The organism is Ruegeria sp. BHSC026 (assembly GCF_059613065.1).
In genome coordinates this window covers 143,408-167,058 of sequence record NZ_JBXWRV010000003.1, presented here as the reverse complement: position 1 = coordinate 167,058, position 23,651 = coordinate 143,408, and the positions used below count along the sequence as shown (strand labels likewise).

Sequence of the window (23,651 nt, the reverse complement as noted above, 5' to 3'; positions counted from 1 at the left end):
GGGGTGAATTGGCCGCAGGCCAAGAGGGGGCAGACAGCCCCCTGCCCCTCCAAAACAAATTGCGCCGACAGAATCCCCAGGGCTATAACCACCCCATGCTAAAAACCCGCATCATTCCCTGTCTGGATGTCGCCGATGGCCGCGTAGTCAAAGGCGTGAACTTCGTGGGCCTGCGCGACGCGGGCGATCCGGTGGAATCGGCCAAGGCCTATGACGCCGCCGGCGCTGACGAGATCTGCTTTCTTGACATCCACGCCACCCACGAAAACCGCGGCACCATGTTCGACGTGGTTCAGCGCACGGCCGAGCAGTGCTTCGTACCGCTGACAGTGGGTGGCGGCGTGCGTACCAAGGATGACGTGCGCGCGCTGCTGCTGGCGGGGGCCGACAAGGTCAGCTTCAACTCGGCCGCCGTGTCCAACCCCGACGTGATCGCCGAAGCTGCCGACCAGTTCGGCAGCCAGTGCATCGTCTGCGCCATCGACGCCAAAACCGTCAGCCCCGGCAAATGGGAGATCTTCACCCACGGCGGGCGCAAACCTACCGGCATCGACGCCGTCGAATTTGCCAAAACCGTCGTCGCCAAGGGCGCTGGCGAAATTCTGCTGACATCGATGGACCGCGACGGCACCAAGGCGGGGTTCAACATTCCCCTCACCCGCGCGATCTCGGACGCGGTCGACGTGCCGGTGATCGCCTCGGGCGGCGTGGGTAATCTGGACCACTTGGTCGAAGGCGTGACCGAAGGTGGGGCCAGCGCGGTGCTTGCGGCGTCGATCTTCCATTTCGGCGAATACACGATCCGCGAGGCCAAGGAACACATGGCCGCTGCGGGTATCCCCATGAGGCTGACATGAGCATACTGGATGATCTGGCCGCCACGATCGCATCCCGCAAGGGCGCGGACCCCGAATCCAGTTGGACCGCCAAGCTGCTGTCCAAAGGCCCCGAGAAATGCGCCGAGAAGTTCGGCGAGGAAGCCGTGGAGGCGATCATCGAAGCCGTGAAGGGCGACCGCGACCGGCTGACATCCGAGGCCGCCGACGTGCTGTATCACCTGCTGGTCATGCTGGCCGCGCGCGACGTGGCGCTGGAGGACGTTCTGGCCGAGCTTGCCAGGCGGCAAGGCACCAGCGGCATCGCCGAAAAGGCCGCACGCGACCGGGGCTGACACCCGGCTTTCACCAATAGCGTCCGCGCCCTATACTGGTTGACCGAAGCGCCTGTCGGGCGCAGGGTCGACAAGGGACGCAGGCATGTTCAAACCCATGATCTGGACAATGACGATGCTGGCCATTCTGGGGCTTGGCGCATGCACGTCCGCGCCGCCCGCCCGCAGCGACGATGTCGCGCGTCTGGCAGCCCAGATCCGGGCGCTGGGGCCCGAGGTGGACCCCGAAGAGGCCCAGCGCGCGGCTCGAATCGCCTACGCCTACACCGCGCAGCTTGCGCAGGAATACCAGATCACCGATCCGCCGCTGATCCACAATGCCAAGGTCAACAAGGGGCTGCGGCCGCGCGGGCTGTGCTGGCACTGGGCCGAGGACATGGAACGCCGCCTGAACCAAGAGAAGTTTCACACGCTGACCCTCCACCGCGCGATCGCCAATGCCGACAACCCGTTCCGAATAGATCACAGCACGGCGATCATCAGCCGCCGCGGCACTTCGATGTATGATGGAGTCGTCCTGGACCCCTGGCGCTATGGCGGGATTCTTTTCTGGGCGCCCTTGCGCAAGGACTCGCGGTACGAATGGGTCCCGCGCGACATCGTGCTGGAGAAACGACGGCAAGAGCAGGTGGCCCGGCTGAGACCGGCGGCGGTCAACTGAGCAGCTAGAGCTTGGACGAGATGATCCCCGTGGCGAACCCGCCCATACGCAGCTCTCCGAACAAGCGTTGATATTCGATCTTGGGGCAGCGGTTCATCACCACATCAACCCCGCGCGCCTGCGCCACCGCGGCGGCCTCGGCGTTTTCGACACCGATCTGCATCCAGATCGTGCGCAAGTCGGGAAAAGTGGCCAATGCCTCGTCCACGATCGGGGGAACGGCTTCGGACCTGCGGAAAATGTCCACCATGTCAACAGGTTCCGAGATTTCGGCCAACGAAGCCCGAACGGTTTCACCGAAAAGATCAGCTCCGGAATGGCCGGGATTGACTGGAATCACCCTGTACCCCTTGAGCGACAAGTAGCGCGCGACGTAATAGCTGGGCCGCACCGGATTCATCGACACGCCAACGACCGCTACCACCTTGGTGCGTTTCAGGACGGATCTGAGGAAGTCATCGGAATAGTCAGTCATGGCTGCAGCCTAGCCGTGACTTGGAAAAGAAAAAAGCGCCCAAGGATACCTTGAGCGCCAGTTGTTGGAACGAGGGACAGTGAAATGACCCGCGGCAGTTCCATTCCGCGGCCACTGTGACATTTAGGCATGAGTTAAGGAAAAAAAAGGGGCTGCGCGCAATTTTGTGATGACAGCTTGATCTCGGCGCACGTTCTCCAGTCATCGATACAAGATGTCAGGCCAGTTCACTTCGGCCTTGCGGATGTATTCCGCCATGTTCGCCTCCCATACCCTCTCGATCTCGGGTGAATGTGTAAGGTACAGGCGCCCGTCCACAATTTTCCAGGCTGTCGGGTCCGTGCTGCTAAGCTGACCGTGTGCCATGGCGAAGGCGCAATAGCCGCCAAACCGCGGAGCGAAGGCCCGTGGATTGCTTTCGAACGCCTCTCGATTCTCTTGAGAAACAAAATGCCACGCCGCTCCCTTCCACATCACCACGATGTCTGGCTTGCCCCGTACGGGGCGACCATCCCGGAAATAGGACACGGTATCAAAGCCCGCCATCGCGCCGCTTGCAGTTTCAAAGAACACCGGTCGCTTTTGCGCCCACAGCGTGGTCGGGGCCATGCAGGCTAGGGAAAGACCGGTAAGGACAGAGCGTCGAGTCAGCATAGCAGTCACAGTTTGAGGGCAATAGGCGCTTCAAGATGCAACTTTTTTCGCGCCGCGAAACCCCCTTGACGCAGTTGTGAAGCCGCGTGTCACGCTGCGTTCAATCGAAAACGTCCTCGATAACATCCCAGGCTTCGTCGAGCACACGATACAGCAGGCCTTTTTTCTTTTTTCGGCGCTTGTTTTTGATCGGCACGTTGCGCCGCACTGCCACGCTGTCCGTCTTGCGCGGCTCGGGTTCCGGTGCTTTCTTGCGCGGCAGCATCTTGAGCTCATGCAGCGGGGCGCCGCAACTGGAACAGCTCAACTCATGCCGCTCGCGGCCTTTCAGGACCAGTGCGGCGCGGGTGCCGCAGTAACAGCATGTGGCAATCTTGGACGGGGCGGGAATGGCTGTCTCCTTTCAGTGCGGCTGAGACGCATATAGGGCAATCGCCGCAGCATTTGAGACGTTCAGCGAACCAAAACCGCCCGCCGCGTCGATTTTGACAAGTTCATCCACGGTTTCCTTGGTCTTTTGCCGCAACCCCGGCCCCTCGGCCCCCAGCACGAGGGCCACGGGCTGATCGCGCCGGCCGTCCAGCGCCGCCTCGATGGTCTGATCGGCCTCACCATCCAAGCCCAGAACCAGGAACCCCATATTCTGCAACTCGACGATCGCGTCGGCAAGGTTACGCACCCGCAGGTAAGGTTGGCGCTCCAGCGCCCCGCTGGCGGTCTTGGCCAGGGCACCGGTTTCCGGCGCCGAGTGGTGGCGCGTGCCGATGACCGCGCTCGCGCCCAGAACCTCGGCCGAGCGCAGAATCGCGCCCACATTGTGCGGATCGGTCACGCGGTCCAGCAGCAGCACCCGAGGGTTTTTGCGCCCGATGCAATTCTCGGCAAGCCCCCCCCATTCCAGCGGCTTGACCTCAAGCGCCGCGCCCTGATGCACCGAGCCCGGGTCGATTGGTGCCGTGAACTTGCGCGGGTCGACGACCTCGGGCTGCAGTCCGGCCTCCGAGATCGCATCCGCCAGCTTGTCCTGCGCGTTGCGGGTCACGATCAGGCGCAGTTTCTGCCGCTTGGGGTTCATCAGCGCGTCGCGCACGGCGTGCAATCCGAACAGCCAGACTGTTTCGGACGCCGCCGCTTTGCGCGCCTGTTCTTTCTCGATCACCCACTTCGGTTTCTTCATTTTGCTGGCCTCCGGGCCGGGAAGGATGTTTCCTGCGCCAACGCGAAATTTTCCTGTTGACGCTGCTTTTGAGCGCTAGTAATCACGCCTCCACGTCAGGTGCAACGCCTGACAGTGGGCGACAGGCCGCAAGGTGTGGCAGGGGACTGTAACTCCCTCGCGGAGACGCACGCCTGGTTCGATTCCAGGGTCGCCCACCATCTCCACTCGATCTTGTTGGAAATGGTGTCCGGGGCGCGCGTCTGGATGACGCGAATCCGCCCGACATTGCGTCAATGGTCGGGAAAACATGCGCGCCGCGGCAAAGCATGCGGTTGCACACCGCAAAATGCCTGCCAAGCTTGTAGGAAGGCACCGACGGTTCTGTCGCCGGACGGCACAAAAGTTTTCGAGGAAACCGCTTTGCAACAGCGGGATAATCCGGATCCTCTTGCCGATCTTTACAACTCCCCTCGATCGACAGTTCACTTTTTTACAAAATAATATTTCCTTTCCAGCCACTTGTTGGGGAATTTTCCTTCTGCCCCCCATACTCGGCTTGCGAGGTTGTGTTTTACCCGACGGAAGAGGAGCCCGAGGGCGCAACCCGCTGAATGGGAGGAATTCATGTCAAACAAATCTGTCACGCGTCGCGGCGTGCTGAAATCTGGTGCCGTCACAAGCGCCGGTCTGGCTCTGCCGACGATCTTCACCGCCTCGTCGGCCGCGGCCTATACCAACGAACCCACGGGCGGATCGGTCACGCTGGGCTTCAACGTGCCGCAGACCGGCCCCTATGCCGAAGAAGGCAATGACGAACTGCTGGCGCAGCAGCTGGCGGTCGAGCATCTGAACGGCGAAGGCGACGGCGGCTGCCTGAACACCTTCACGTCGAAGGCGCTGAAGGGCAACGGCATCTTGGGCAAGAAGGTCGAGTTCGTCACCGGCGATACGCAGACCAAGTCGGACGCGGCGCGCGCATCGGCCAAGTCGATGATCGAAAAAGATGGCGCGATCATGATCAACGGCGGCTCGTCCTCGGGCGTGGCCGTGGCCGTTCAGGGCCTCTGCCAAGAGGCGGGCGTGATCTTCATGGCCGGCCTGACCCACGCCAACGACACCACCGGCAAGGACAAGAAGGCGAACGGCTTCCGTCACTTCTTCAACGCCTACATGTCGGGCGCGGCGCTGGCGCCGGTGCTGGCCAAGGAAATGGGTTCCGACCGTCGGGCCTATCACCTGACCGCCGACTACAACTGGGGCTGGACCCAGGAAGAGTCGATCGTGGCCTCGACCGAGGCGATGGGCTGGGAGACGGTCAACACCGTCAAGACCCCGCTGGCATCGACCGACTTCTCGTCCTACATCGCGCCGGTTCTGAACTCGGGCGCGGACGTGCTGGTTTTGAACCACTACGGCGGCAACATGGTCAACTCGCTGACCAACGCGATCCAGTTCGGCCTGCTCGACAAGGTCGTGAACGGCAAGGACTTCAAGATCGTCGTTCCGCTGTATTCGGAACTGATGGCCGCCGGTGCGGGCGAGAACATCAAGGGCGTGCTGGGTTCGATGAACTGGAACTGGCAGCTGCAGGATGAGGGCACCAAGGCCTTCGTGAAGTCCTTCGGCGAGAAATACGGCAAACCGCCGTCGAACTCGGCCCAGACCTGCTATGCACAGGTTCTGCTTTACGCGGATGCGTGCGAGCGCGCCGGCACCTTCAACCCCTGCGGCGTCGTCGAGGCCCTGGAAGGTTTCGAGTTCGACGGGCTGGGCAATGGTCCGACCCTGTACCGCGCCGACGACCACCAGTGCTTCAAGGACGTGCTGGTCGTGCGTGGAAATATGAACCCGACCAACGCCTATGACACGCTCGAGATCGTCGAGATCACGCCGCGCGCGCAGGTGGAATACGCACCCGACCACCCGATGTTCGCCGGCGGCGAACTGGGCAAGTGCAACCCGGGCGCTTAATCCCGACACTCGGTTTTTCGCAAGAAAACCCCTGAGTCCTCAAAACGGCTCTCTCCGGTCAGACGACCGGGGAGAGCTGCCGGGACCAGTCAAAGGTAAGGACAATGGACGCAATCCTACTGCAAATTCTGAACGGGCTGGACAAGGGCTCGGCCTATGCGCTGATCGCGCTGGGGCTGACGCTGATCTTCGGCACGCTCGGCGTGGTGAACTTCGCCCACGGGGCTTTGTTCATGATCGGCGCCTTCTGTGCCGTCACGCTTCAGAAGATCTTCAACCTCAGCTACGAGGTGGTCGATGAGACCCAGACCGACTTTCTGGGCAACCCGCTGAAGGTGAAGACCCCCTATGTCGAAAGCTGGTTCGGCCCCGAGCTGGGCGCGACCATCATCGACTGGTCCGTGCCACTGGCCATCCTGTTCGCGATCCCGATCATGCTGATGGTCGGCTACGTGATGGAACGCGGCCTGATCAAGCATTTCTACAAGCGTCCCCATGCAGATCAGATCCTTGTGACCTTCGGCCTGGCCATCGTTCTGCAAGAAATCATCAAGTATTTCTTCGGCGCCAACCCGATCCAGACCCCGCCGCCTGCCGCGCTGAGCGGGTCCGTCGATCTGGGCGTGGCGCTTGGCTTTGACCCGAATGCCATCATCTATCCGATCTGGCGACTGGTCTATTTCCTGTTCGCGGTCGTGATCATCGGAGGCGTGTTCTCTTTCCTGCAGTTCACCACCTTCGGCATGGTGGTGCGCGCCGGCATGGCCGACCGAGAAACCGTGGGCCTCTTGGGCATCAACATTGACCGCCGGTTCACCATCATGTTCGGCATCGCCGCCGCGGTGGCTGGCCTCGCGGGCGTGATGTACGGGCCGCTGAACCCGCCCAACTATCACATGGGCATGGACTTTCTGGTGCTCAGCTTCGTGGTCGTGGTCGTCGGCGGCATGGGCTCGCTACCCGGTGCGGTTCTGGCCGGGTTCCTTCTGGGCATCCTTGAAAGCTTTGCCTCGACCACTTGGGCGACCACCACGATCCCGGGCATCAACCAGATTATCATCTACCTGGTCGCGATCATCGTTCTTCTGACCCGTCCGCGGGGATTGATGGGCCGCAAAGGCGTGATGGAGGAATAACCCATGCTGGGACTGAACAAAAAAGACACAAGCCTGCTGATCGTCGTCGCAATCCTGACGCTGCTGGCCCCCTTCATCCTGAACCCCTTCCCCACTGACAGCGCCATGGCGCAGTTCAACGCGGGCTATCCGGACCTGATGCAGCGGTTCGTGATCTTCGGCATCTTTGCCATCGGGTTCAACATCCTGTTCGGCCTGACCGGATACCTGTCCTTCGGCCACGCGGCCTTTCTGGGTGTGGGTTCCTACTCGGCCGTTTGGATGTTCAAGCTGCTCAGCTACAACGTCATTCCAGCCATCGCGTTGAGCGTCGTGGTCGCCGGGCTGTTCTCGGTTCTGATCGGCTATGTCAGCCTGCGCCGGTCGGGGATCTACTTTTCGATCCTGACGCTGGCCTTCGCGCAAATGAGCTTTGCGCTGGCCTATTCGGTGCTGTCGAACCCCAAGTTCAACCTGACCAACGGGGAAACCGGCCTGCAGGTCTATGCCGATGACCCGCAGATCCTGCAGGGTGCCAATTCCCCCGATCTGCCGCATCTGTTCGGCCTGCCGATGCGCGCGACCTACACGATGGATGTCGGCGCGTGGAGCTTTGACTTCAACGCAGGCTACTATCTGTGCGCGGTGATCATGATGGTGGTGTTCTACCTGGCGATCCGCATCTTCCGCTCGCCCTTCGGCATGATGCTGCGAGCGGTGAAGTCGAACCAGCAGCGGATGAACTATACCGGGCTGAACTCCAAGCCCTACACGCTGGCAGCCTTTGTGATCTCGGGCATGTATGCCGGCCTGGCCGGTGGCCTGATGGCCGCGATGGACCCGCTGGCCGGCGCCGAGCGGATGCAATGGACCGCCTCGGGCGAGGTCGTTCTGATGACCATCCTGGGCGGCACCGGTACTCTGATCGGACCGGTTCTGGGTGCTGGCTTCATCAAGTATTTCGAGAACATCTTCTCGAAGATCAACGACAACGTGTTGCACAGCTGGTTCGCCTTCCTGCCCGACGGGCTCGAGGACGCGGTGGTGTTCATCATCCACCCGTTCATCGGCAAGGGCTGGCATCTGACCTTGGGCATCCTGTTCATGCTGGTGGTGATCTACCTGCCCGGCGGGCTGGTCGAGGGCGGTCAGCGGTTGCTGAACTGGATCCGCCGCAAAAGCGTTGGCGGGGATGACACGCGCGAAGGCAAAACCGAGCCGGCAGAATAAGGGAACGCGTCAATGGCAATTCTGAAAGTAAAAGATGTCAGCAAGCGCTTCGGCGGCCTCAAGGCCCTGACGGACGTGAACCTGAGCGTCGAGGAAAACTCGGTCCATGCGATCATCGGCCCCAACGGGGCGGGCAAGTCCACCCTGCTGAACTGCCTGGTGGGCAAGCTGATCCCGGATACCGGTTCGGTCTTGTTCGACAACCAGTCTGTGCTGGGGCGCGAGCCGTACCAGATCAACCAGATGGGCATCAGCCGGGTGTTCCAAACACCCGAGATCTTTGGCGAACTGACCGTAATGGAGAACATGCTGATCCCCATCTTCGCGATGCGAGACGGAGCATTCCGCATGCACGCCTACGAGACCATCGCCAACGAGAAAGAGGTGGTCGAACAGGCCGAGGCCATGCTGGAAGAGATGAACATGGCCGACAAACGGCACATGCATGCAGCCTCGCTCTCGCGCGGTGACAAGCGGCGGCTCGAGATCGGAATGTGTCTCAGCCAGAAGCCTCGCCTGCTGCTGCTGGACGAGCCCACAGCCGGTATGGCACGGGCCGACACCAACAACACCATCGACCTGCTGAAGCAAATCAAGGATGAGCGCGACATCACCATCGCGATCATCGAGCACGACATGCATGTGGTGTTCAGCCTGGCCGAGCGGATCACCGTTCTGGCGCAGGGCACGCCGCTGGTCGAAGACACCCCCGAAAACATCCGCGGAAACCCCAAGGTCCGAGAAGCCTATCTGGGCGAGGCGGCGTGAGGAAAAGCTATGAACGAGAAACCTGACTTTTCGAAAAACGCCAACATGGCCAGCACCGCGCCCGCGTTCCTGTCGGTGTGGGACATGCATTCGTACTACGGCGAAAGCTACATCGTCCAAGGCGTCAGCTTCAACGTCCACGAGGGCGAGATCCTCGCCCTGCTGGGGCGCAACGGGGCCGGCAAGACTTCGACTCTGCGCTCGATCGCGCGCGTGGGCGAGCCCGAGGTGCGCCACGGCGAAATCTGGCTGGACCACAAGCCGCTGCACAACATGACCAGCTACGAGGCCGCCGCCGCCGGGTTGGGTCTTGTGCCCGAAGATCGGCGGATCATCCCAGGCCTGACGGTCGAGGAGAACTTGCAGCTGGCCCAGATCGCCCCCCCGATCGGCTGGTCGCTGGAACGGATCTACGAGCTGTTCCCGCGTCTGGGCGAACGGCGCAAGCAAGAGGGCGTGACTCTTTCGGGCGGCGAACAACAGATGCTGTCGATCGCCCGCGCGCTGGCCCGGGACATCAAGGTGCTGCTGCTGGACGAACCCTATGAGGGCTTGGCCCCGGTGATCGTGGACGAGATCGAAAAGACGCTGATCCACATCAAGCAGCAGGGCATGACAACCATCATCGTCGAACAGAACGCCGTACGCGCGCTGCAACTGGCCGACAGGGCAATCATTCTGGACACCGGCTGCATCGTGTTTGACGGCACCGCGGACGAAGTGCTGGAAAACACCCAGCTGCGGGAGGAATATCTGGCGATCTGACCGTCAATTGGGCAGGCAGGCCCATTCGGCCACGACCTGCCCCTGCCGCAGGGCCAGAACCGTGCCGAACTGGTTCAAAACCGCTTCACTCTGACTGGGGCGCAGCAAGGCGATATCTCCGGGCTGCGCCTTGGTTGTTTTGGGACCCACCCAGACCTCTTGATTGCTTGAACGCCCGAACACGCCGGAATAGCCGAACCCGTCGGGCCAGACGGGGCTGGCCAGATAGTGCCCACCGGAAATGGCGAGGTTGGTCCGGCGCAGTCCGGGCAGGTCGATCCCCGGCACCGGGTTGCGCGGCATCACCTTGAGAACCGGCGTGGCCAGGAACAGAGCGGGCGAAAACGCCTGCGTCGATGCGTGGTCGAAATCCGAAGGTTTCACCAAAACCGACCCAAAGGCGACCTCGGTCGCCGGGCTCCGCGTGGCCGGATCTTGGAAGGTCAGGCTGCCGCCGGTGTTCAGGCACAGCCCCTGCGCCCCCTGCCCAAGCGCAGCGACCGCCTGCTCATAGGCTTTCGCACTGGCTCGCCGCGCGCGGCGTCGGAGCAACGCAGGCAGTTTGGCCAAATGCACCTCGTACCCCATCAGCCCCGACAGAGCGGCATGGGCATGACCCGCGATCCGCGCCGCAACGCCTGCGACCTGATCGGCGGCCAAGCCACCGCGGTGCAGGCCCACGTCGATCTCGAGCGACAGGCGCAGGGTTTGGTCCGTGTCAGCGGCCAGCGACAGATACGCGTCCAGCCGCTGTGGCGTGTCGATCAGCCACTGCACCCGCCGGGCGGCGTCGGGATGCGTCTCAAGAATCCGCCGGGCGGCGGTGACCGGCAGCGGTTTGCCCAGCAGGTGATCGGTGTCCGGCTCGGCGGCCAGCAGGGCCGACAGCATGGATTCGGAAAAGCTCATCAGGCCCGTTGTGGAAATCCGGGCGCGAATATGGTCCAGCAGAGGCAGGCACGGCAGCGATTTGGCCACAAGCCGGGCCTGCAAGCCGTGGCCCAACCCCGCGCGGGCAGCGTCGCAATTCCCCTCGACCCGGTCCAGATCTACGACGGCAACCGGCCGGTCGACGCCATGATCGCGCAGCGCTTGAGCGAAATGTTCGAGATAGCCTTCGGTCATGGGCGAAACATCCGGGCCAGTGCGGGTGTCAGGAACTTGCCCTTTGGGTCCAGCCGTTCACGCAATGCGCAGAAGGCATCGAAATCGGGATAGAGGCGCCACAGATCGGAATAGGTCAGGCTGTGCAGCTTGCCCCAATGGGGGCGGCCGCCAGCCTGCAGGAACAGCGGCTCCATCGCCTCGAAATAGCGCAGATGGCCTTCCTTCGCATCGGTGTGGATGGCAACCGATACGCGCGGCCCCCCCTGGAAAGGTGACAGGCAGGCGTCGTCGCCTGCGGTCTGCCGCACCTCGATCGGGAAATAGATGTTGCCATGGTCGCACTCCAACCGTCGGATCAGTTCGGACAGCACGTCCCCCGCGGTTTCGGACGGCAGGTGGTATTCCATTTCCTTGAACCGGATGTGCCGGTCGCTGCACAGAACGCGCCAACTTTCACCGACGTAGTCCTCGTCGGACTGGGCCAGCGTCAGCAGACGTAGCAGGGCGCGCCGCGAGCCGGGGCTGAACCGACCCGCATTGCGCGCCAGCTTCAGAACCTTGACGGCGATCATGTCCAGATCGCGCGGCGCGCGGGTCTCGGGCGCGTCGGTGATATCGTGCCGGATTTCAACGGTCTTGCCGGTGAAAGGGATGTAGAAGAACTCGAAATTCCTGTTCTCGTCCCAATGCTGGTGCATGCGCTCCAGTGTGTCCTGCAGGTCTGACAGACGCACCCGACGGCGCAGATTGTATTTCGGCACGACGTTGATCTGTGCCTCGGTCACGATGCCCAGCAGACCCAGCGAAACCTGCACCATGTTCAGCGGAATATCGTCGGTGGTCAGGGTCTGCCCGCCAGCGCCGATCAGCCGGGCCGCGGTGATTTCGGCAGACAGGCACGGCAGGGTGCGCCCGGTGCCGTGGGTCGCCGTGGCTGCCGCGCCGGCCAGGGTCTGCACATTGATATCACCCAGATTGCGGAAGGCCCTGCCGTGCTCGGCCAGTGCCGGCGACAGATCGCGCAGCCGGGCATTGGCGTTGATCCAAGCCCGCTCCCCTTCGACCCGCGTCACGGGGGGCAGGTTTAAGGCTGTCAGGTCAATGATATGCCGCGCGCCCGGAACCAGCGGGGTGAAGGAATGCCCTGCCCCGACCGGACGCAGGGTTTCGGCCGAGGCGATCAACTGTTGAAGGTCTTCGGTCGTGGTCAGCCGCTTGGGCCGTATTTGGCTGGTCTGGTTGCCTGCCCAGTTCTGCCACATGGCTGATCCTCCTCCCATCCGGAGCAGAGGATCGCAGCCGGGGCGAAACCGAACAATACCGGTTTTCAGGACGTTACGTCGGGAAAACTGTTATTCGGCCGCAGGCCGCAGGTTGGCGACGCTGTCGAACCAGGCCTCGATGACGTCCAGATCGGGTTCTAGCGCCTGCGCCGCACCATCGGTGAATTCCACGAACTTGTCACGGTTCAGGCCGTTGACCCCGACCAGAACCGGGATGTCAAGCGACAGCGCCTCGGCGATGACGGGGCGGAACCCGCGGCCATCGGCCTCGTGTTTGCCGAACTTGTTGACGATCAGCAATTGCGGACGGTTGGCCAAAGACGCCGTCACATAGCCCACCGCCTGCTCCAACGCCGCCGGGTCCAGTCGGCACCCGCGCGACTGGCTGCCCAACGACTGCGAGATACGGATGGTTTCGCCATCCGGCAGCACGCGCAGGTCCATGTCGCATTTGCTGCTGTCGGCGCATTCGGAGTTGGTCTGAACCACACCGGCCAGACGGGCGCCCTTGGCCAGCAGACGTTCAGCAACCGCGCTCAGCAGGCGGTCGGTTGCGCCGCGATCGGTAGTGGTGACATAGGCCAGGTGCATCGGCAGACCTCTCTGGGTTTCATCGTGTTGTTTCAATTAGCACGCATGAGGCGCCCCTTCCAGCACCCGCATCACCGCAGAGGAGACACTCCGATCACCGGCGCGTGCAGGTGCAACAGCGCGGCATAGGCCAGCCCTGCCACCAACCAGACCCAGGGCCTCGGCCAGGGGCGCGGCAGCCGCAGCGACAGGCGTGCTGTGTTGCGCGACAGGTGCGGCCAATCGGCCCCCATCTCGCGCGCCTTGCGCCTGTCGATCAGGACCATGCCCATCCAGGCGAAACCCGCGAACAGGCCGAACAGGACCACATGTGCCAAGCTGCCATTGGCCAGCAGATGCGCCAGCGCCCACAACACTATCGCCAACAGGATCGGGTGGCGGGTGGTCCGCAGGAGACCGGACAGCTCGGGGTTGAACGGGCGACCTCCCAGCCCGCCGAAGGAAAACGGGTTGGTCGCCGCCAGCCCGGCCACCGCCAGCCAGCAGACGACGGGCATCACCAGCAGAGGCACCCAGCGCAGGATCGCCAGCGGCGGGATGACCTCGACATAGGGCGCGTTGGCCGCGGCCACGATCAGCCAGGCCAGAACCGCCAGCGACAGCGCGGAATAGACCGCGAAATAGGGTCCGCGCCCCATCAACCCGATCAGCCGCCCGCGCACTGCCGGACGCGCCGGAATGGCGTGGCTGAGCAGAAAGATCAGAAGTGCAGCAACAAAAGCGCCCCAACCGGCCATGGTCATCTCCGCCTGTTTTGCACCCGGAATACCGGGGGAAACGGCCCCGCCTTTTTCGAAATCAAGTGTGGTTGGGGGCAGCTGCGCCGCCCCCGATCCAGGGTTACAGGCCCAGCGCCTTGCGGCGTTCCTCGGCAAATCCCTGAACCATGCGGTCGGCTATCAGCGCCAGAATGGCCATCGCTGCCCCGGCCGAAATGCCCAGCCCCACATCCGCCTGCCCCAACGCCAGATAGATCGACTGGCCCAGACCGGTCGTGCCGATCAACGCCGCGATCACCAGCATAGCAAAGGCATAGAGAATGGTCTGGTTCAGCCCCAGAAGGATCGTGGGCGCAGCATAGGGCGCACGCACGTCGCGCATGATCTGCCACTCGGTCGCTCCACTGGCGATCGCGGCCTCCATCATCTCGTCCGGGGTGTTGACCAGCCCGTGACGGGTGTAGCGGATCATCGGCACGATCGCATAGGCGCAGATCGCCAGAAAGGCCGAGAACTCGCCGATCTGGAACACCATCAGCACCGGGATCAGGAACACGAACAGGGGAATCGTCTGCAGCATGTCGCAGATCGGGCGCACGATCCTCCAGACTGGCGACCAGACCGCGCTGGCGAGGCCGATCAGCCCGCCGACAACGGCGCAGAAGAACACCGCCGCACCGCTGAGATAGAGCGACAGCAGCGCCCTCTCCCACAGGCCCGAGATCAGGATCGTGCTCAGCAGCGCCACAGACAGCGCCGCCAGACGCCAACCGCCCGCCACCCAGCCCAACGCCGCCGCGCCAGTCAGGACGAAGGGCCATGGCAGATTCGCGATGCCCGTCTCGAGCATGCCGATCAGGATCAGCGTGACCAGACCGCCGGTCAGGTGCCCACGCCACGCCATCAGCAAGGCGATCACCGCACCGGCGGCGAACAGGCCATAGCTCATGCCCGGGGTCCACTGGAACCCCCAGGTGAAGGGCAGAACCGCCTGACTTAGACCGATCCGCAGCGGCAGCAGCACATAGAACATCGAGTTGTTCTTGAGCGAATCCAGCCACGGCCCGTTATTCTGGGTAAAGGCTGTCAGGCCGGTGTCCACCGCTTGCGCGACCGGATCCAGCAGCGTCAGCTCGGACGGGTTGGGCAGCCGCGCCCAGAACAGCAGCGTAAACAGGACCGCAAAGCCAATAACCGCCCAGACGACGCGGTTGTCATGGCGTGTGCGTTCAGTGGCAAGCGTGCCGCTCATGCGGTCAATCACCACGGCAAAGACAACGATCACCATGCCGGCCAGCAGAGATTCACCGAACTGCGCCTTGCGCATGGTCAGCAGGACCTCCCAACCGATGTCATTGAACCCGCCGATGACCGCGGCGATGATCACCATCGACAGGGCCGCCATCAGGCACTGGTTCACACCCACCATGATCTGCGTCGCCGCCGCCGGGATTTCCACCTGGAACAGCTGCTGGAACCGAGTGCCGCCCGACATGATGGCGGCTTCCTTGATCTCGGGCTCCACGCGCTCCAGCCCCAGCATCACGTTGCGCGCCATCGGCGGCGCCGCGTAGATGGCCGAGGCGATCAGCCCCACCACCGGGCCAAACCCGAACAGCAGCAGCAACGGCGTCAGATAGGCAAAGGTCGGTACAGTCTGCATGATGTCCAACACCGCCTGAACCACTGATTTCACCCGAGGCACTTCGTTGGCCAGAATGCCAATTGCACTGCCAACGATCAGCGCGACCGGGACCGAAACAGCCACCAGCGCCAAGGTGTTCATGCTCTCGGCCCAATAGCCCGAGGCCAGCACGAAGCTGAGGCCCAGAAAGCCCAGCGCCGCCATGGGCAACCCACCCAGATACCAGCCGAGTGCCGTCACCAGCCCGATCAGGATCGGCCAGGGCGTGTGGCCCAGCACGAAATTGGCCCAGTTCATCGGATAGGCCATCAGGTCGGAAAACAGCCGGGCCGCCGGTTTGATTGCGTTCAGAAACCAGTCGAGTAAGGCGCCCACCCATTGCGTGGCCGGCACCTCCCACGTTGCGGGCCATTTGACCAGCCAGGGCGCGTGCGGCTCAAGCGCCAGGCACAGCGCTCCGACGATCAGCGTGATCAGCGCCGCCTGTGCCCCTGCCGTCAGGTGCGCCCGCGCGGGCGTGGGAACATCAGCTGCAACGGTCATGCGTCATCCACCTGCAAAGCGGCGGCAAGGTCCAAAGGATTTACCGTGCCGACGATCGCGCCGGTTTCGTCATGCACCGGCACCGGCTCGTACAAGGCCATGCAGCGGGCCAACGCCGCGTCCAGCGTCATGTTGACGGTCAGGCCAGGGTCATCCGGACCGCGCTCGGCATCGCCTGGATGCATGACCGAGGCGACCTTGGCGTGCTGGCCCTTGGCAACGTCCTTGGAAAACTCGCGCACATAATCGTCGACCGGGCGCAGAACGATGTCCGAGGGCGTGCCGATCTGCACGATCTTGCCGTCGCGCATGATCGCGATGCGGTCGGCCAGCTTCAGCGCCTCGGCAATGTCGTGGGTGATGAAGACGATGGATTTTTTCAGCGTCGCCTGAATGCGCAGGAATTCGTCTTGCAGCTGCCGCCGGATCAACGGGTCCAGCGCCGAGAACGGCTCGTCCAGGAACCAGATATCGGGGTTCACCGCCAACGAGCGGGCGATGCCCACGCGCTGACGCTGACCGCCCGACAATTGCCGCGGGAAACTCTCTTCGCGGCCTTCGAGACCGACCAGCGAGATGACCTCCTGCGCGCGGGCCAAACGTTCCTTGCGCCCCACGCCCTGAACGCGCAGCGGATAGGCCACGTTTTCGGCCACCGTCATGTGCGGAAACAGGCCGAAATGCTGGAACACCATGCCCATCTTCCTGCGGCGCAGCTCGGTCAGTTTCTTCTTGGGCGCACCGCGCACGTTGTCGCCGTCAATGCGGATTTCACCGCCCGTCCCTGGCAACAGCTGCGAGATGCAGCGGATGAGGGTCGACTTGCCCGACCCCGACAGCCCCATGATGACGAACAGTTCGCCATCGCGAACGTCGAAATTGGCGTTCTGCACGGCGGGAATGAACCCGTGTTCGCGCAGCTCGGCAGCGGCCTTTTCAGCGTCGTCCCCTGACCGAGCCAGCGCGTCGGTCAGGGCTTTCTCCGCACCTTGGCCAAAGACCTGCCAGAGATTCCGGCAGGCAATGGCTGGCGTATTCGCGTCAGTCACTTAGGCGGCTCACTTGGTTGCCGCGTCCACAACCGGACGCCATTTGTCTTCGTTCTGGGCCATCCAGTCGGCCACGACCTCTTCGACCCTGCCACCATCTACATCGATCGCGCCCATCATCGGCTGCTGATCCTCGACGCTCAGTTGATAGTTCGACAGGATCTCATAGGCCGCCGGCCATTTGTCGGCCATGCCGTTCCAGGCGGCCTTGAAGATGCGCGAGGGCGCAAAGTCGCAGTCATTCACGGCATTGGGGTTCGGGCCCCAGGCCGGATCGGTGAAACAGGCCTCTTCGCCCGGCGGCAGATCGACGAATTTCACGTCATAGGCCGACATCGCCCAATGCGGCTGCCAGAAGGTGATCAACAGCGGCGACTTGCGCTCGGTCGAGGCACGAAGCTCGGCGATCAACGCCCCTTCGGATCCGGCGGGCACGGCTTTGAACGGCACATCCAGTCCCGCCATACGATCGGCGCCAGGGGTGCCCCAGTCGGCCGGATAGTCGACCAGACGGCCCATCGGCAGCGTTTCTGCGGTGGCGAAGACCTGCGCACAGTCATTCAGCGCCTCCCAAGCCGGCAGGCCCGGGCAGAGATCAGCCACATGCGCCGGATACGCGATGCCTTCCTTGGCATCCAGGCCCAGATCACCGATCTCGACCACGGTGCCCTCGGCGATCTTCTTGGCATACTCGTCCGACACGTTCGACGACCAGATTTCGAGCGTTGCGTCGATGTCACCATCGGCCAGCGCCTGGAATTGGTTCATCATGCCTGCGGTCACATATTCGACCTTGTAGCCGGCGGCCTCGAGCATCTCGCCCGCGACATGCGTGGTCACGTGCTGGCCGGTCCATTCGTTGATGGCCAGTTTGATCGGCTCGTCCACCGCGCCCATCTCGGCCGCGTGAACTGCGCCTGCGGCAACCACCGCCAGCAGACTAACACTGAGTTTTTTCATGGATTTGCTCCCTGTCTTCCTTGTTTTGCCCACCCCGGCAGGATTGGCCCGCCGGGTGACATGCCTGATGACATGACCATGTCGCAACATGCACAAATTTGGCCGGAAAAGAAAAGTGAACACTTGGACTGACTTGAAACATTTGCCGGTCCCGCCTCCCCTCCGTTCCGGTTGGAACATCAAGATCCTGCCGCGCGCGTCCGGTTTCGGTACGGCAGGTTATTGATTGACCAGTCAATCACAAACCCGATTCCCGTCATTTGTCGAGCATTTCTTTCGCAGCGCATGAAAAAATACCGGGTTTTCCCGGACTCAGCCCGTTTGAATATCCTCCCTATTCAGGCCAGGGTTGCACAAATAGGAACAAACGGGCAACATTCTGGCCGGAGGGTCGACACATGCACCATTTCGACGAAATCTATGGTCTGGCGGCTGATCGGCACGGCGGGATCGACGCGCTCGAGCAGAAGCTGACCCGCCCCAAATCAACGGACGAACTGGCCCGGATGCCCGATGATCGCTGGTTGTCGATCTTGACCAAATGCATCTTTCAGGCCGGGTTCAACTGGAAGGTCATCGAGGCCAAGTGGGACGGATTCGAAGCCGCCTTCAATGGGTTCGACGTAGGGCGCTGCGCCTTCATGGATGACGAAAAATTCGACGCGTTGCTGCAGGATACCCGCATCGTGCGCAATGGAGCCAAGATCGCCACGGTGCGCGACAACGCCGCCTTTCTGCTGGAACTACGCGCCGAGGGCGGCGCAGGCAAGGTGCTGGGCGGCTGGCCCTCGACCGACTATGTCGGATTGCTCGAGATGCTGGCCCGGCGCGGATCTCGGCTGGGCGGTGCCTCGGCCCAGTACGCGATGCGGTTCGCCGGGCGCGACAGTTTCATCCTGTCGCGCGACGTCACGGCCCGCCTGATCGCCGAAGGGGTGATTGACAAGCCCACCACCTCGAAAAGGGCGATGACCGCCGTGCAAACGGCGTTCAACACATGGATGGATCAATCGGGCCGGTCGCTGACGGAAATCAGCCGGGTTCTGGCCATGAGCCTTTGAAAACCGCTTGCGGCCCTGCCCTGCCGGGCTAGGCTTGCATCATGATCCGGCTGGCTCTGATCCTTGTCGCGCTGACGCTTCTGTCCTGCGGTCGTCCGCTGACCGAGCGGGAAAAGGCCTTTGCCGCACAGGTGCAGGGCGACACGCTGGACCTGGATCGAGTGCGGCTGGTCCAGGGTGCCCCGGTGGCTGCGATCACTTATGAGCGCAAGGCCCGCCCTCGGCTGGCCTGCCGCGAACGCATTCTGCCCCCCATAAAGACCGAGACCGTTACCGGAAAACCCGCGGCCGTGGCCCTGTTCAACCAAGTGTATTTTACGCGGGACTGGTATCTCGAAGACTACATGGCCAGCTATCCCGATCGGATCAACCTGGTGGCCGCGATGCTGCTGGCGCATGAGCTGACCCATGTCTGGCAGTGGCAGAACCGCGCGGTGACAGGCTATCACCCCTTGCGCGCCGCGGCCGAGCATGGCGGGCGCAAGGATCCGTACCTGTTCGACCTGGACAACTCGGCGGACTTTCTGGACTTTGGGTTTGAACAGCAGGGGGCCATCGTCGAGGAATATGTCTGCTGCCGCGCGCTGGACCCTAATGCGCCGCGCACCCGACGCCTGCACGAGATGTTGGACAAGTATCTCGACCTTGCCGCCCTGCCCGGCGACCGGCGCGAGAGCGACGTGATCCTTCCCTGGAGCGGTGCAAAGGTTCAGGGCATCTGCCGCTGAGAATCATCCGCCCTGCAAAGTCTCCAAATAGGCCACAAGGTCGGCAATGGGCTTGCTGGTCAGGATCGGTTGGCCGGTCGGCGCCTTGATCGCGGTGTCCTGCCCTTCGAAATAGGGGCCATAGACCGGCATCGGACTGCCATGGCTGACCAGCGGATCGCGCCCGTCGATGCGTTTAACCACCCGTTCGGTGGGAAAAACGCCGTCCGAGCCGCTCAACGCCGTCAGATTGGTGGGCTGGATGACCAGCACGCCGGCCATCGGGCCATGGCCGGTTGCATCCAGCCCGTGACAGGTGGCGCAGTGATGCAGGTACAGCTCTTCGCCCGTCCCGACGTCCTGCGCCCAGACGCTCGGGGCGGCCAACAGAGCCAGCGTTGCAAATGTCAGCAGTTTCATCGCGTTCCTCCATCCAGTCCGGCAAATGCAGACTTGCCCGGACCGGTGCAAGCCGCAATGATCCAGATCAACGAAACAGGCGACAAGGACCGGGGCAATGACACAATACGCAGCCATCATGCTGGCCGCCGGGATCGGCGTGCCAATCCTTGCGGCGCTGAATGCGGCCTTTGGCAAGTTGATCGGGTCGCCGACCGTCGCGGCGGTGATCCTGTTTGCCGTGGCCTTTGCCGCCTCGGCGATGGTGATGCTGCTGGGGCCGGGCACGCAGGCTGTGGCCAAAGTCGCGCACACGCCGAAGCACCTGTTGCTGGCCGGGGTTCTTATTGCCTTCTACGTCCTGTCGATCACCCATGTCGCGCCGCATTTCGGTGTGGGCAACGCGGTGTTCTTCGTGCTTTTGGGCCAGTTGATCAGCACCGCGGCCATCGACCATTTCGGCCTTTTCGGTGCGCAGATCACCCCGTTGACCCTAATGCGCGCCGGCGGGATCGCGGTGATGGCCGTGGGTGTCGCGATCACTCAGCTGGCCTGAGCACACCCCCGTCCAGCCGCAGCATCCGGTCCATGCGCGCCGCCAGGTCAACATTGTGCGTGGCGATCAACGCCGACAGGCCCGACTCGCGCACCAGATCCATCAGCGCGGCAAAGACCTGATCCGAGGTACCCGGGTCCAGATTCCCTGTTGGCTCGTCCGCCAACAGGACACGCGGTTCATTGGCCAGGGCCCGGCAGAAGGCCACCCGCTGCTGCTCGCCACCCGACAGGGCCGCCGGGCGGTGGTCGGCACGTTCGGCGACACCGACAAGGCCCAGCAAATCCATCGCGCGGGCCTTGGCCGCCCTTTCGGATACGCCATTCGCCAATTGCGGAAGCACAACGTTTTCCAGCGCCGTGAATTCCGGCAGCAGGTGGTGGAACTGGTACACAAAACCCACATCCCGCCGCCGCATCGCGGTGCGGGTGCGGTCGCCTTTGCCGGTCGCGTCCTGCCCGCCGATTTCGACCGTCCCGGAATCCGGCGTATCCAGCAGACCGGCGATGTGCAGAAGGGTCGACTTGCCCGCCCCCGAGGGTGCCACAAGTGCCACCGCCTCGCCGGCGCGCAGTTCCAGATCGGCGCCGCGCAGCACCTGCACCTCGGCGGGCGTGCCTTTCAGATAGGTCTTGGTCAGGCCGGTCAGACGCAAGGTCACATCATTCATAGCGCAGCGCCTCGACCGGGTTCAGCCGCGCCGCGCGGCGGGCCGGGAAGTAGGTGACGAAGAAGGACAGGCCCAGCGACATCCCAACCGCCTTGAGCACGTCCGACAGGTGCAGCTCGGCCGGCAAGGCATAGATGCCGCGGATCGCTGGATCCCAAATTCCGCCGCCCATCACGTAGTTCACGAAAGAGAAGATCGGGTCGATATAGAGCGCGAACAGGCAGCCCAGAATGACGCCCATCGCGGTGCCGATGATCCCGGTGAACGCACCGCAGATGAAGAACACGCGCAGCACCGAGCCCTCGCTGAGGCCGATGGTGCGCAGGATGCCGATGTCGCGGCCCTTGTTTTTGACCAGCATGATCAGGCCTGACACGATGTTCATCGCCGCGATCAGCACGAGTATCGACAGGATGATGAACATCACGTTGTCCTCGACCTCGAGCGCGCGCAGAAAACCACCCGACGCATCCAGCCACGTCCAGATCTGCACCCGCTCGCCCGCCGCCTCGAGGATCGGGATCAGGATCGGGTTCAGGTCCTCGGGACCGTCGACCATAACCTCGATCTCGTCGGCGACGCCCTCGCGATTGAAAAAGCTCTGCGCCTCGGAAAACGGCATGTAGACGCGGGTGCGGTCGATGTCATAGCGCCCGGCCGAAAACACGTAAACGACTTCATAGGCATTCACGCGGGGCGAGGTGCCGAAGGCGGTCTTGACCCCGTTGGGCGAGGTCAGCTTGACCCTATCACCAACCGTGGCGCCGATGGCGCGGGCCACGCCCGAGCCGATGGCGATTCCCTCCTCGAACCGGGACAGATCGCCATAGGCTTGGTCGCTTTGGGCGATGCCGGGCAGGTTGAGCAAGTCATCGGGGCGGATGCCGAACACCTCGGCGCCGCTGCTGCGATCTCGGTTTGTGATCAGGACCTGCCCCTTGACCAACGGCGCGGCGCGTTGAACGCCCGGCACCTGCGCGATGCGCTCGGCCATGGCGTCGTATTCAACGATGGTGCGATCCACCTGCCCGTGCGCGTCCAGTTCTCCGGCCGAGTAAACTGTAACGTGAGCGTTGGCCCCAAGAATGGTGCCCACGAATTCGGACCGGAACCCGGACCGGACCGCCAGCGTTGCGATCAGCGCGAAAACGGCCAGAGTGATCCCGATCAACGAGATCCATGTCATCACACTTACACCGCCCTCGGCACGCCGGGCGCGCAGATAGCGCCAGGCGATCTTCCATTCGAAGGCGGCAAAGGGAGGGGGTGTTCTGGCCATTCCTGCTCCGGCAAATCTGTGGTGGGGACATTTTCGGGATTTGGCTGGATGGTCAAGCCGGTTCTGGATGCGCGCGCCCGTTCAACCGGTTAGCGACGAAGTTGCATCCAGCACAGACTGGGTCGTCTCACGATCACTAATCCCTCGTCGCGCCAAGGCCTCGAACAAGCGATCTCGGGTTTCAGGTGTCAGCATGGAAACCGCCCGGTTGTGCAGGCCGAGGCTCAACAGTTCCGGTTCGTCGATCCTGGCAATCAGGCCTTCCAGCTTCTGTTGCGAATAGGTCGGCCACAGCCCCAGCGCGGTGCTGGGTGCGTCCTCGAACCACGGGCGCAAAGTCAGATCCGACCGGAGGCAAAACGCATTCAGCAGCATGAATTCCGAGGGTCTCCGGCGCGACCCGAAGAGCGACTGCACCGAACCGTAGCGTTCGTTGATCTCGTCCAACACCTCCAACACCAACGACCTGCGCACCGGGAACGGCGTCGAAAACGTCGTGGTCTTCAACGCCTCAATGTCCGGGACGGTGACCTGCAAAGCATCCAGGCTCTGCCGCAGCCAGTTGCGGTGAAAATCGCTGTTGACCGAAATGAACGGAATCCGGGCGGCTCCGCCATCCGCAAAGAATTCTGCCTCATTGAAAGACCGCAGAAACAGGTTTTTGGTGTCCAGGATAACCATCTGCTCCGTCTCGGCGATCCGTGCGGCGCCCAGCTTGAGCACCTGTTGCGTGCGGTATCCGTTGTTGCCGCGCCAGCCCCCCTTTCGCACGAAAGGGATACGGTGCCGTCCTTCAATCAGAAGCCGGTCGCCCAGTGAGCGCCTGACGCATTGACTTGCCCCAAGCAGAATGTCATCGCCCCCGACCACCCGAACCTTGGATTGCAGAGGGCCATAGGCCGTTAATATGGGCTCGATACGCGCCTGCAATGCGGTTTCGTCCACGTCGTTCAGAACCACATGGATGGAAGCAACTTTGGCCGGATCAGCAAATCGCGCAAAGGAACGCGCCTGCAACTCGAGCAGCGGGTAATCCTTGGAATACACTATCGTGGCAAAACTCAGCACGGTCGGGTTGCCTTTCACAATCACTCGGCGCTGCTGTATCAGCTT

26 protein-coding genes and 1 tRNA gene are annotated in these 23,651 nt (G+C 62.8%); 12 read left to right on the top strand and 15 right to left on the bottom strand.

The genetic code is table 11. From position 1 onward, the window contains the following. Positions 1-95 precede the first annotated feature (95 nt). The 3 genes from hisF to AC2FME_RS05280 all read left to right on the top strand — a co-directional run bounded on the left by hisF (position 96) and on the right by AC2FME_RS05280 (position 1,832). Positions 96-857: an imidazole glycerol phosphate synthase subunit HisF gene (gene hisF / locus AC2FME_RS05290; protein ID WP_496678803.1), complete on the top strand. Its 762-nt coding sequence runs from the start codon at positions 96-98 to the stop codon at positions 855-857. After that, on the top strand, positions 854-1,171 hold the full coding sequence (locus tag AC2FME_RS05285; RefSeq protein WP_496678801.1) for a phosphoribosyl-ATP diphosphatase: 318 nt from the start codon (positions 854-856) through the stop codon (positions 1,169-1,171). The genes hisF and AC2FME_RS05285 overlap by 4 nt, the downstream gene beginning before the upstream one ends. An 85-nt stretch (positions 1,172-1,256) precedes the next feature. Further along, entirely contained in the window at positions 1,257-1,832 is a 576-nt protein-coding gene (locus tag AC2FME_RS05280) for a hypothetical protein (protein WP_496678800.1), read from the top strand. Between the two features lie 4 nt (positions 1,833-1,836). Here AC2FME_RS05280 and AC2FME_RS05275 read toward each other — a convergent pair whose 3' ends face one another. The 4 genes from AC2FME_RS05275 to rlmB all read right to left on the bottom strand — a co-directional run bounded on the left by AC2FME_RS05275 (position 1,837) and on the right by rlmB (position 4,138). After that, positions 1,837-2,307, bottom strand: coding sequence for a CoA-binding protein (locus AC2FME_RS05275; RefSeq protein WP_496678799.1), 471 nt, complete (start codon positions 2,305-2,307; stop codon positions 1,837-1,839). 201 nt (positions 2,308-2,508) lie between these two features. After that, complete coding sequence (locus AC2FME_RS05270; protein ID WP_496678798.1) at positions 2,509-2,916, bottom strand: YHS domain-containing (seleno)protein; 408 nt, start codon at positions 2,914-2,916, stop codon at positions 2,509-2,511. A gap of 145 nt (positions 2,917-3,061) precedes the next feature. Further along, a complete protein-coding gene (locus AC2FME_RS05265; RefSeq protein WP_496678949.1) occupies positions 3,062-3,352 on the bottom strand; it encodes a hypothetical protein in 291 nt (96 codons plus the stop codon). A gap of 12 nt (positions 3,353-3,364) precedes the next feature. Next, positions 3,365-4,138, bottom strand: a complete 774-nt coding sequence (rlmB, locus tag AC2FME_RS05260; protein WP_496799837.1) for a 23S rRNA (guanosine(2251)-2'-O)-methyltransferase RlmB — start codon at positions 4,136-4,138, stop codon at positions 3,365-3,367. A gap of 116 nt (positions 4,139-4,254) precedes the next feature. On the opposite strand from rlmB, the gene AC2FME_RS05255 reads away from it, so the two are divergent. From AC2FME_RS05255 to AC2FME_RS05230, 6 genes are all read left to right on the top strand, one after another. Continuing rightward, positions 4,255-4,338 (top strand) — tRNA-Tyr (locus AC2FME_RS05255). 406 nt (positions 4,339-4,744) lie between these two features. After that, complete coding sequence (locus tag AC2FME_RS05250; protein ID WP_496678792.1) at positions 4,745-6,091, top strand: substrate-binding protein; 1,347 nt, start codon at positions 4,745-4,747, stop codon at positions 6,089-6,091. Positions 6,092-6,195: 104 nt separating this feature from the next. Further along, entirely contained in the window at positions 6,196-7,227 is a 1,032-nt protein-coding gene (locus tag AC2FME_RS05245) for a branched-chain amino acid ABC transporter permease (protein WP_170340251.1), read from the top strand. Positions 7,228-7,230: 3 nt separating this feature from the next. Continuing rightward, positions 7,231-8,436, top strand: a complete 1,206-nt coding sequence (locus tag AC2FME_RS05240; RefSeq protein ID WP_170340852.1) for a branched-chain amino acid ABC transporter permease — start codon at positions 7,231-7,233, stop codon at positions 8,434-8,436. A 12-nt stretch (positions 8,437-8,448) separates the two neighbouring features. Beyond that, positions 8,449-9,204 (top strand): ABC transporter ATP-binding protein, encoded by a 756-nt coding sequence (locus tag AC2FME_RS05235; RefSeq protein ID WP_496799836.1) that lies wholly within the window; start codon positions 8,449-8,451, stop codon positions 9,202-9,204. Positions 9,205-9,213: 9 nt separating this feature from the next. Continuing rightward, a complete protein-coding gene (locus AC2FME_RS05230; protein WP_093964811.1) occupies positions 9,214-9,969 on the top strand; it encodes an ABC transporter ATP-binding protein in 756 nt (251 codons plus the stop codon). A gap of 3 nt (positions 9,970-9,972) precedes the next feature. On the opposite strand, the gene AC2FME_RS05225 is transcribed toward AC2FME_RS05230, so the two are convergent. From AC2FME_RS05225 to AC2FME_RS05195, 7 genes are all read right to left on the bottom strand, one after another. After that, positions 9,973-11,094: an alanine racemase gene (locus tag AC2FME_RS05225; protein ID WP_496799835.1), complete on the bottom strand. Its 1,122-nt coding sequence runs from the start codon at positions 11,092-11,094 to the stop codon at positions 9,973-9,975. Next, complete coding sequence (locus AC2FME_RS05220; RefSeq protein WP_496799834.1) at positions 11,091-12,338, bottom strand: D-arabinono-1,4-lactone oxidase; 1,248 nt, start codon at positions 12,336-12,338, stop codon at positions 11,091-11,093. The genes AC2FME_RS05225 and AC2FME_RS05220 overlap by 4 nt, the downstream gene beginning before the upstream one ends. Positions 12,339-12,428: 90 nt before the next feature. Then, complete coding sequence (locus AC2FME_RS05215) at positions 12,429-12,950, bottom strand: DUF2478 domain-containing protein (RefSeq protein ID WP_496678947.1); 522 nt, start codon at positions 12,948-12,950, stop codon at positions 12,429-12,431. A 71-nt stretch (positions 12,951-13,021) separates the two neighbouring features. Then, the gene (locus tag AC2FME_RS05210) at positions 13,022-13,687 is read right to left on the bottom strand and encodes an NnrU family protein (RefSeq protein WP_496799833.1); all 666 of its coding nucleotides are present in this window, start codon (positions 13,685-13,687) and stop codon (positions 13,022-13,024) included. Between the two features lie 103 nt (positions 13,688-13,790). Further along, a complete protein-coding gene (locus tag AC2FME_RS05205; RefSeq protein WP_496799832.1) occupies positions 13,791-15,857 on the bottom strand; it encodes an ABC transporter permease in 2,067 nt (688 codons plus the stop codon). Beyond that, positions 15,854-16,906 (bottom strand): quaternary amine ABC transporter ATP-binding protein, encoded by a 1,053-nt coding sequence (locus AC2FME_RS05200; protein WP_496795690.1) that lies wholly within the window; start codon positions 16,904-16,906, stop codon positions 15,854-15,856. The genes AC2FME_RS05205 and AC2FME_RS05200 overlap by 4 nt, the downstream gene beginning before the upstream one ends. Positions 16,907-16,915: 9 nt before the next feature. Beyond that, positions 16,916-17,866 carry an ABC transporter substrate-binding protein gene (locus AC2FME_RS05195; protein WP_496799831.1) on the bottom strand — a complete coding sequence of 317 codons (951 nt, stop codon included), beginning with the start codon at positions 17,864-17,866 and terminating at the stop codon, positions 16,916-16,918. A gap of 398 nt (positions 17,867-18,264) precedes the next feature. Between AC2FME_RS05195 and AC2FME_RS05190 the strand changes: the two genes are divergently transcribed. After that, the gene (locus AC2FME_RS05190) at positions 18,265-18,927 is read left to right on the top strand and encodes a DNA-3-methyladenine glycosylase I (protein ID WP_496685941.1); all 663 of its coding nucleotides are present in this window, start codon (positions 18,265-18,267) and stop codon (positions 18,925-18,927) included. Between the two features lie 41 nt (positions 18,928-18,968). Next, positions 18,969-19,655 carry a hypothetical protein gene (locus AC2FME_RS05185; RefSeq protein WP_496678775.1) on the top strand — a complete coding sequence of 229 codons (687 nt, stop codon included), beginning with the start codon at positions 18,969-18,971 and terminating at the stop codon, positions 19,653-19,655. Between the two features lie 3 nt (positions 19,656-19,658). Here AC2FME_RS05185 and AC2FME_RS05180 read toward each other — a convergent pair whose 3' ends face one another. Next, positions 19,659-20,054 (bottom strand): c-type cytochrome, encoded by a 396-nt coding sequence (locus AC2FME_RS05180; protein ID WP_496678774.1) that lies wholly within the window; start codon positions 20,052-20,054, stop codon positions 19,659-19,661. 97 nt (positions 20,055-20,151) lie between these two features. Here AC2FME_RS05180 and AC2FME_RS05175 point away from each other — a divergent pair, with 97 nt between their 5' ends. Continuing rightward, entirely contained in the window at positions 20,152-20,589 is a 438-nt protein-coding gene (locus AC2FME_RS05175) for a DMT family transporter (protein WP_496678772.1), read from the top strand. On the opposite strand, the gene AC2FME_RS05170 is transcribed toward AC2FME_RS05175, so the two are convergent. From AC2FME_RS05170 to AC2FME_RS05160, 3 genes are all read right to left on the bottom strand, one after another. Further along, complete coding sequence (locus tag AC2FME_RS05170; RefSeq protein ID WP_496799830.1) at positions 20,573-21,259, bottom strand: ABC transporter ATP-binding protein; 687 nt, start codon at positions 21,257-21,259, stop codon at positions 20,573-20,575. The two genes, AC2FME_RS05175 and AC2FME_RS05170, sit on opposite strands and share 17 nt — an antisense overlap. After that, positions 21,252-22,538 carry a lipoprotein-releasing ABC transporter permease subunit gene (locus tag AC2FME_RS05165; RefSeq protein ID WP_496799829.1) on the bottom strand — a complete coding sequence of 429 codons (1,287 nt, stop codon included), beginning with the start codon at positions 22,536-22,538 and terminating at the stop codon, positions 21,252-21,254. The genes AC2FME_RS05170 and AC2FME_RS05165 overlap by 8 nt, the downstream gene beginning before the upstream one ends. Before the next feature lie 81 nt (positions 22,539-22,619). Continuing rightward, positions 22,620-23,630, bottom strand: coding sequence for a DUF6492 family protein (locus tag AC2FME_RS05160; protein ID WP_496799828.1), 1,011 nt, complete (start codon positions 23,628-23,630; stop codon positions 22,620-22,622). Positions 23,631-23,651: the final 21 nt, after the last annotated feature.

What these genes read in the sequence shown, in the direction of transcription:
- AC2FME_RS05195 (WP_496799831.1), bottom strand. Translation starts at nt 17,866, where the DNA reads ATGAAAAAACTCAGTGTTAGTCTGCTGGCGGTGGTTGCCGCAGGCGCA.
- AC2FME_RS05285 (WP_496678801.1), top strand. Translation starts at nt 854, where the DNA reads ATGAGCATACTGGATGATCTGGCCGCCACGATCGCATCCCGCAAGGGC.
- AC2FME_RS05170 (WP_496799830.1), bottom strand. Translation starts at nt 21,259, where the DNA reads ATGAATGATGTGACCTTGCGTCTGACCGGCCTGACCAAGACCTATCTG.
- AC2FME_RS05240 (WP_170340852.1), top strand. Translation starts at nt 7,231, where the DNA reads ATGCTGGGACTGAACAAAAAAGACACAAGCCTGCTGATCGTCGTCGCA.
- AC2FME_RS05215 (WP_496678947.1), bottom strand. Translation starts at nt 12,950, where the DNA reads ATGCACCTGGCCTATGTCACCACTACCGATCGCGGCGCAACCGACCGC.
- AC2FME_RS05220 (WP_496799834.1), bottom strand. Translation starts at nt 12,338, where the DNA reads ATGTGGCAGAACTGGGCAGGCAACCAGACCAGCCAAATACGGCCCAAG.
- AC2FME_RS05280 (WP_496678800.1), top strand. Translation starts at nt 1,257, where the DNA reads ATGTTCAAACCCATGATCTGGACAATGACGATGCTGGCCATTCTGGGG.
- AC2FME_RS05270 (WP_496678798.1), bottom strand. Translation starts at nt 2,916, where the DNA reads ATGGCCCCGACCACGCTGTGGGCGCAAAAGCGACCGGTGTTCTTTGAA.
- AC2FME_RS05185 (WP_496678775.1), top strand. Translation starts at nt 18,969, where the DNA reads ATGATCCGGCTGGCTCTGATCCTTGTCGCGCTGACGCTTCTGTCCTGC.
- AC2FME_RS05190 (WP_496685941.1), top strand. Translation starts at nt 18,265, where the DNA reads ATGCACCATTTCGACGAAATCTATGGTCTGGCGGCTGATCGGCACGGC.
- rlmB (WP_496799837.1), bottom strand. Translation starts at nt 4,138, where the DNA reads ATGAAGAAACCGAAGTGGGTGATCGAGAAAGAACAGGCGCGCAAAGCG.
- AC2FME_RS05245 (WP_170340251.1), top strand. Translation starts at nt 6,196, where the DNA reads ATGGACGCAATCCTACTGCAAATTCTGAACGGGCTGGACAAGGGCTCG.
- AC2FME_RS05175 (WP_496678772.1), top strand. Translation starts at nt 20,152, where the DNA reads ATGACACAATACGCAGCCATCATGCTGGCCGCCGGGATCGGCGTGCCA.
- AC2FME_RS05205 (WP_496799832.1), bottom strand. Translation starts at nt 15,857, where the DNA reads ATGACCGTTGCAGCTGATGTTCCCACGCCCGCGCGGGCGCACCTGACG.
- AC2FME_RS05165 (WP_496799829.1), bottom strand. Translation starts at nt 22,538, where the DNA reads ATGGCCAGAACACCCCCTCCCTTTGCCGCCTTCGAATGGAAGATCGCC.
- AC2FME_RS05235 (WP_496799836.1), top strand. Translation starts at nt 8,449, where the DNA reads ATGGCAATTCTGAAAGTAAAAGATGTCAGCAAGCGCTTCGGCGGCCTC.
- AC2FME_RS05210 (WP_496799833.1), bottom strand. Translation starts at nt 13,687, where the DNA reads ATGGCCGGTTGGGGCGCTTTTGTTGCTGCACTTCTGATCTTTCTGCTC.
- AC2FME_RS05225 (WP_496799835.1), bottom strand. Translation starts at nt 11,094, where the DNA reads ATGACCGAAGGCTATCTCGAACATTTCGCTCAAGCGCTGCGCGATCAT.
- AC2FME_RS05180 (WP_496678774.1), bottom strand. Translation starts at nt 20,054, where the DNA reads ATGAAACTGCTGACATTTGCAACGCTGGCTCTGTTGGCCGCCCCGAGC.
- AC2FME_RS05275 (WP_496678799.1), bottom strand. Translation starts at nt 2,307, where the DNA reads ATGACTGACTATTCCGATGACTTCCTCAGATCCGTCCTGAAACGCACC.
- AC2FME_RS05230 (WP_093964811.1), top strand. Translation starts at nt 9,214, where the DNA reads ATGAACGAGAAACCTGACTTTTCGAAAAACGCCAACATGGCCAGCACC.
- AC2FME_RS05250 (WP_496678792.1), top strand. Translation starts at nt 4,745, where the DNA reads ATGTCAAACAAATCTGTCACGCGTCGCGGCGTGCTGAAATCTGGTGCC.
- hisF (WP_496678803.1), top strand. Translation starts at nt 96, where the DNA reads ATGCTAAAAACCCGCATCATTCCCTGTCTGGATGTCGCCGATGGCCGC.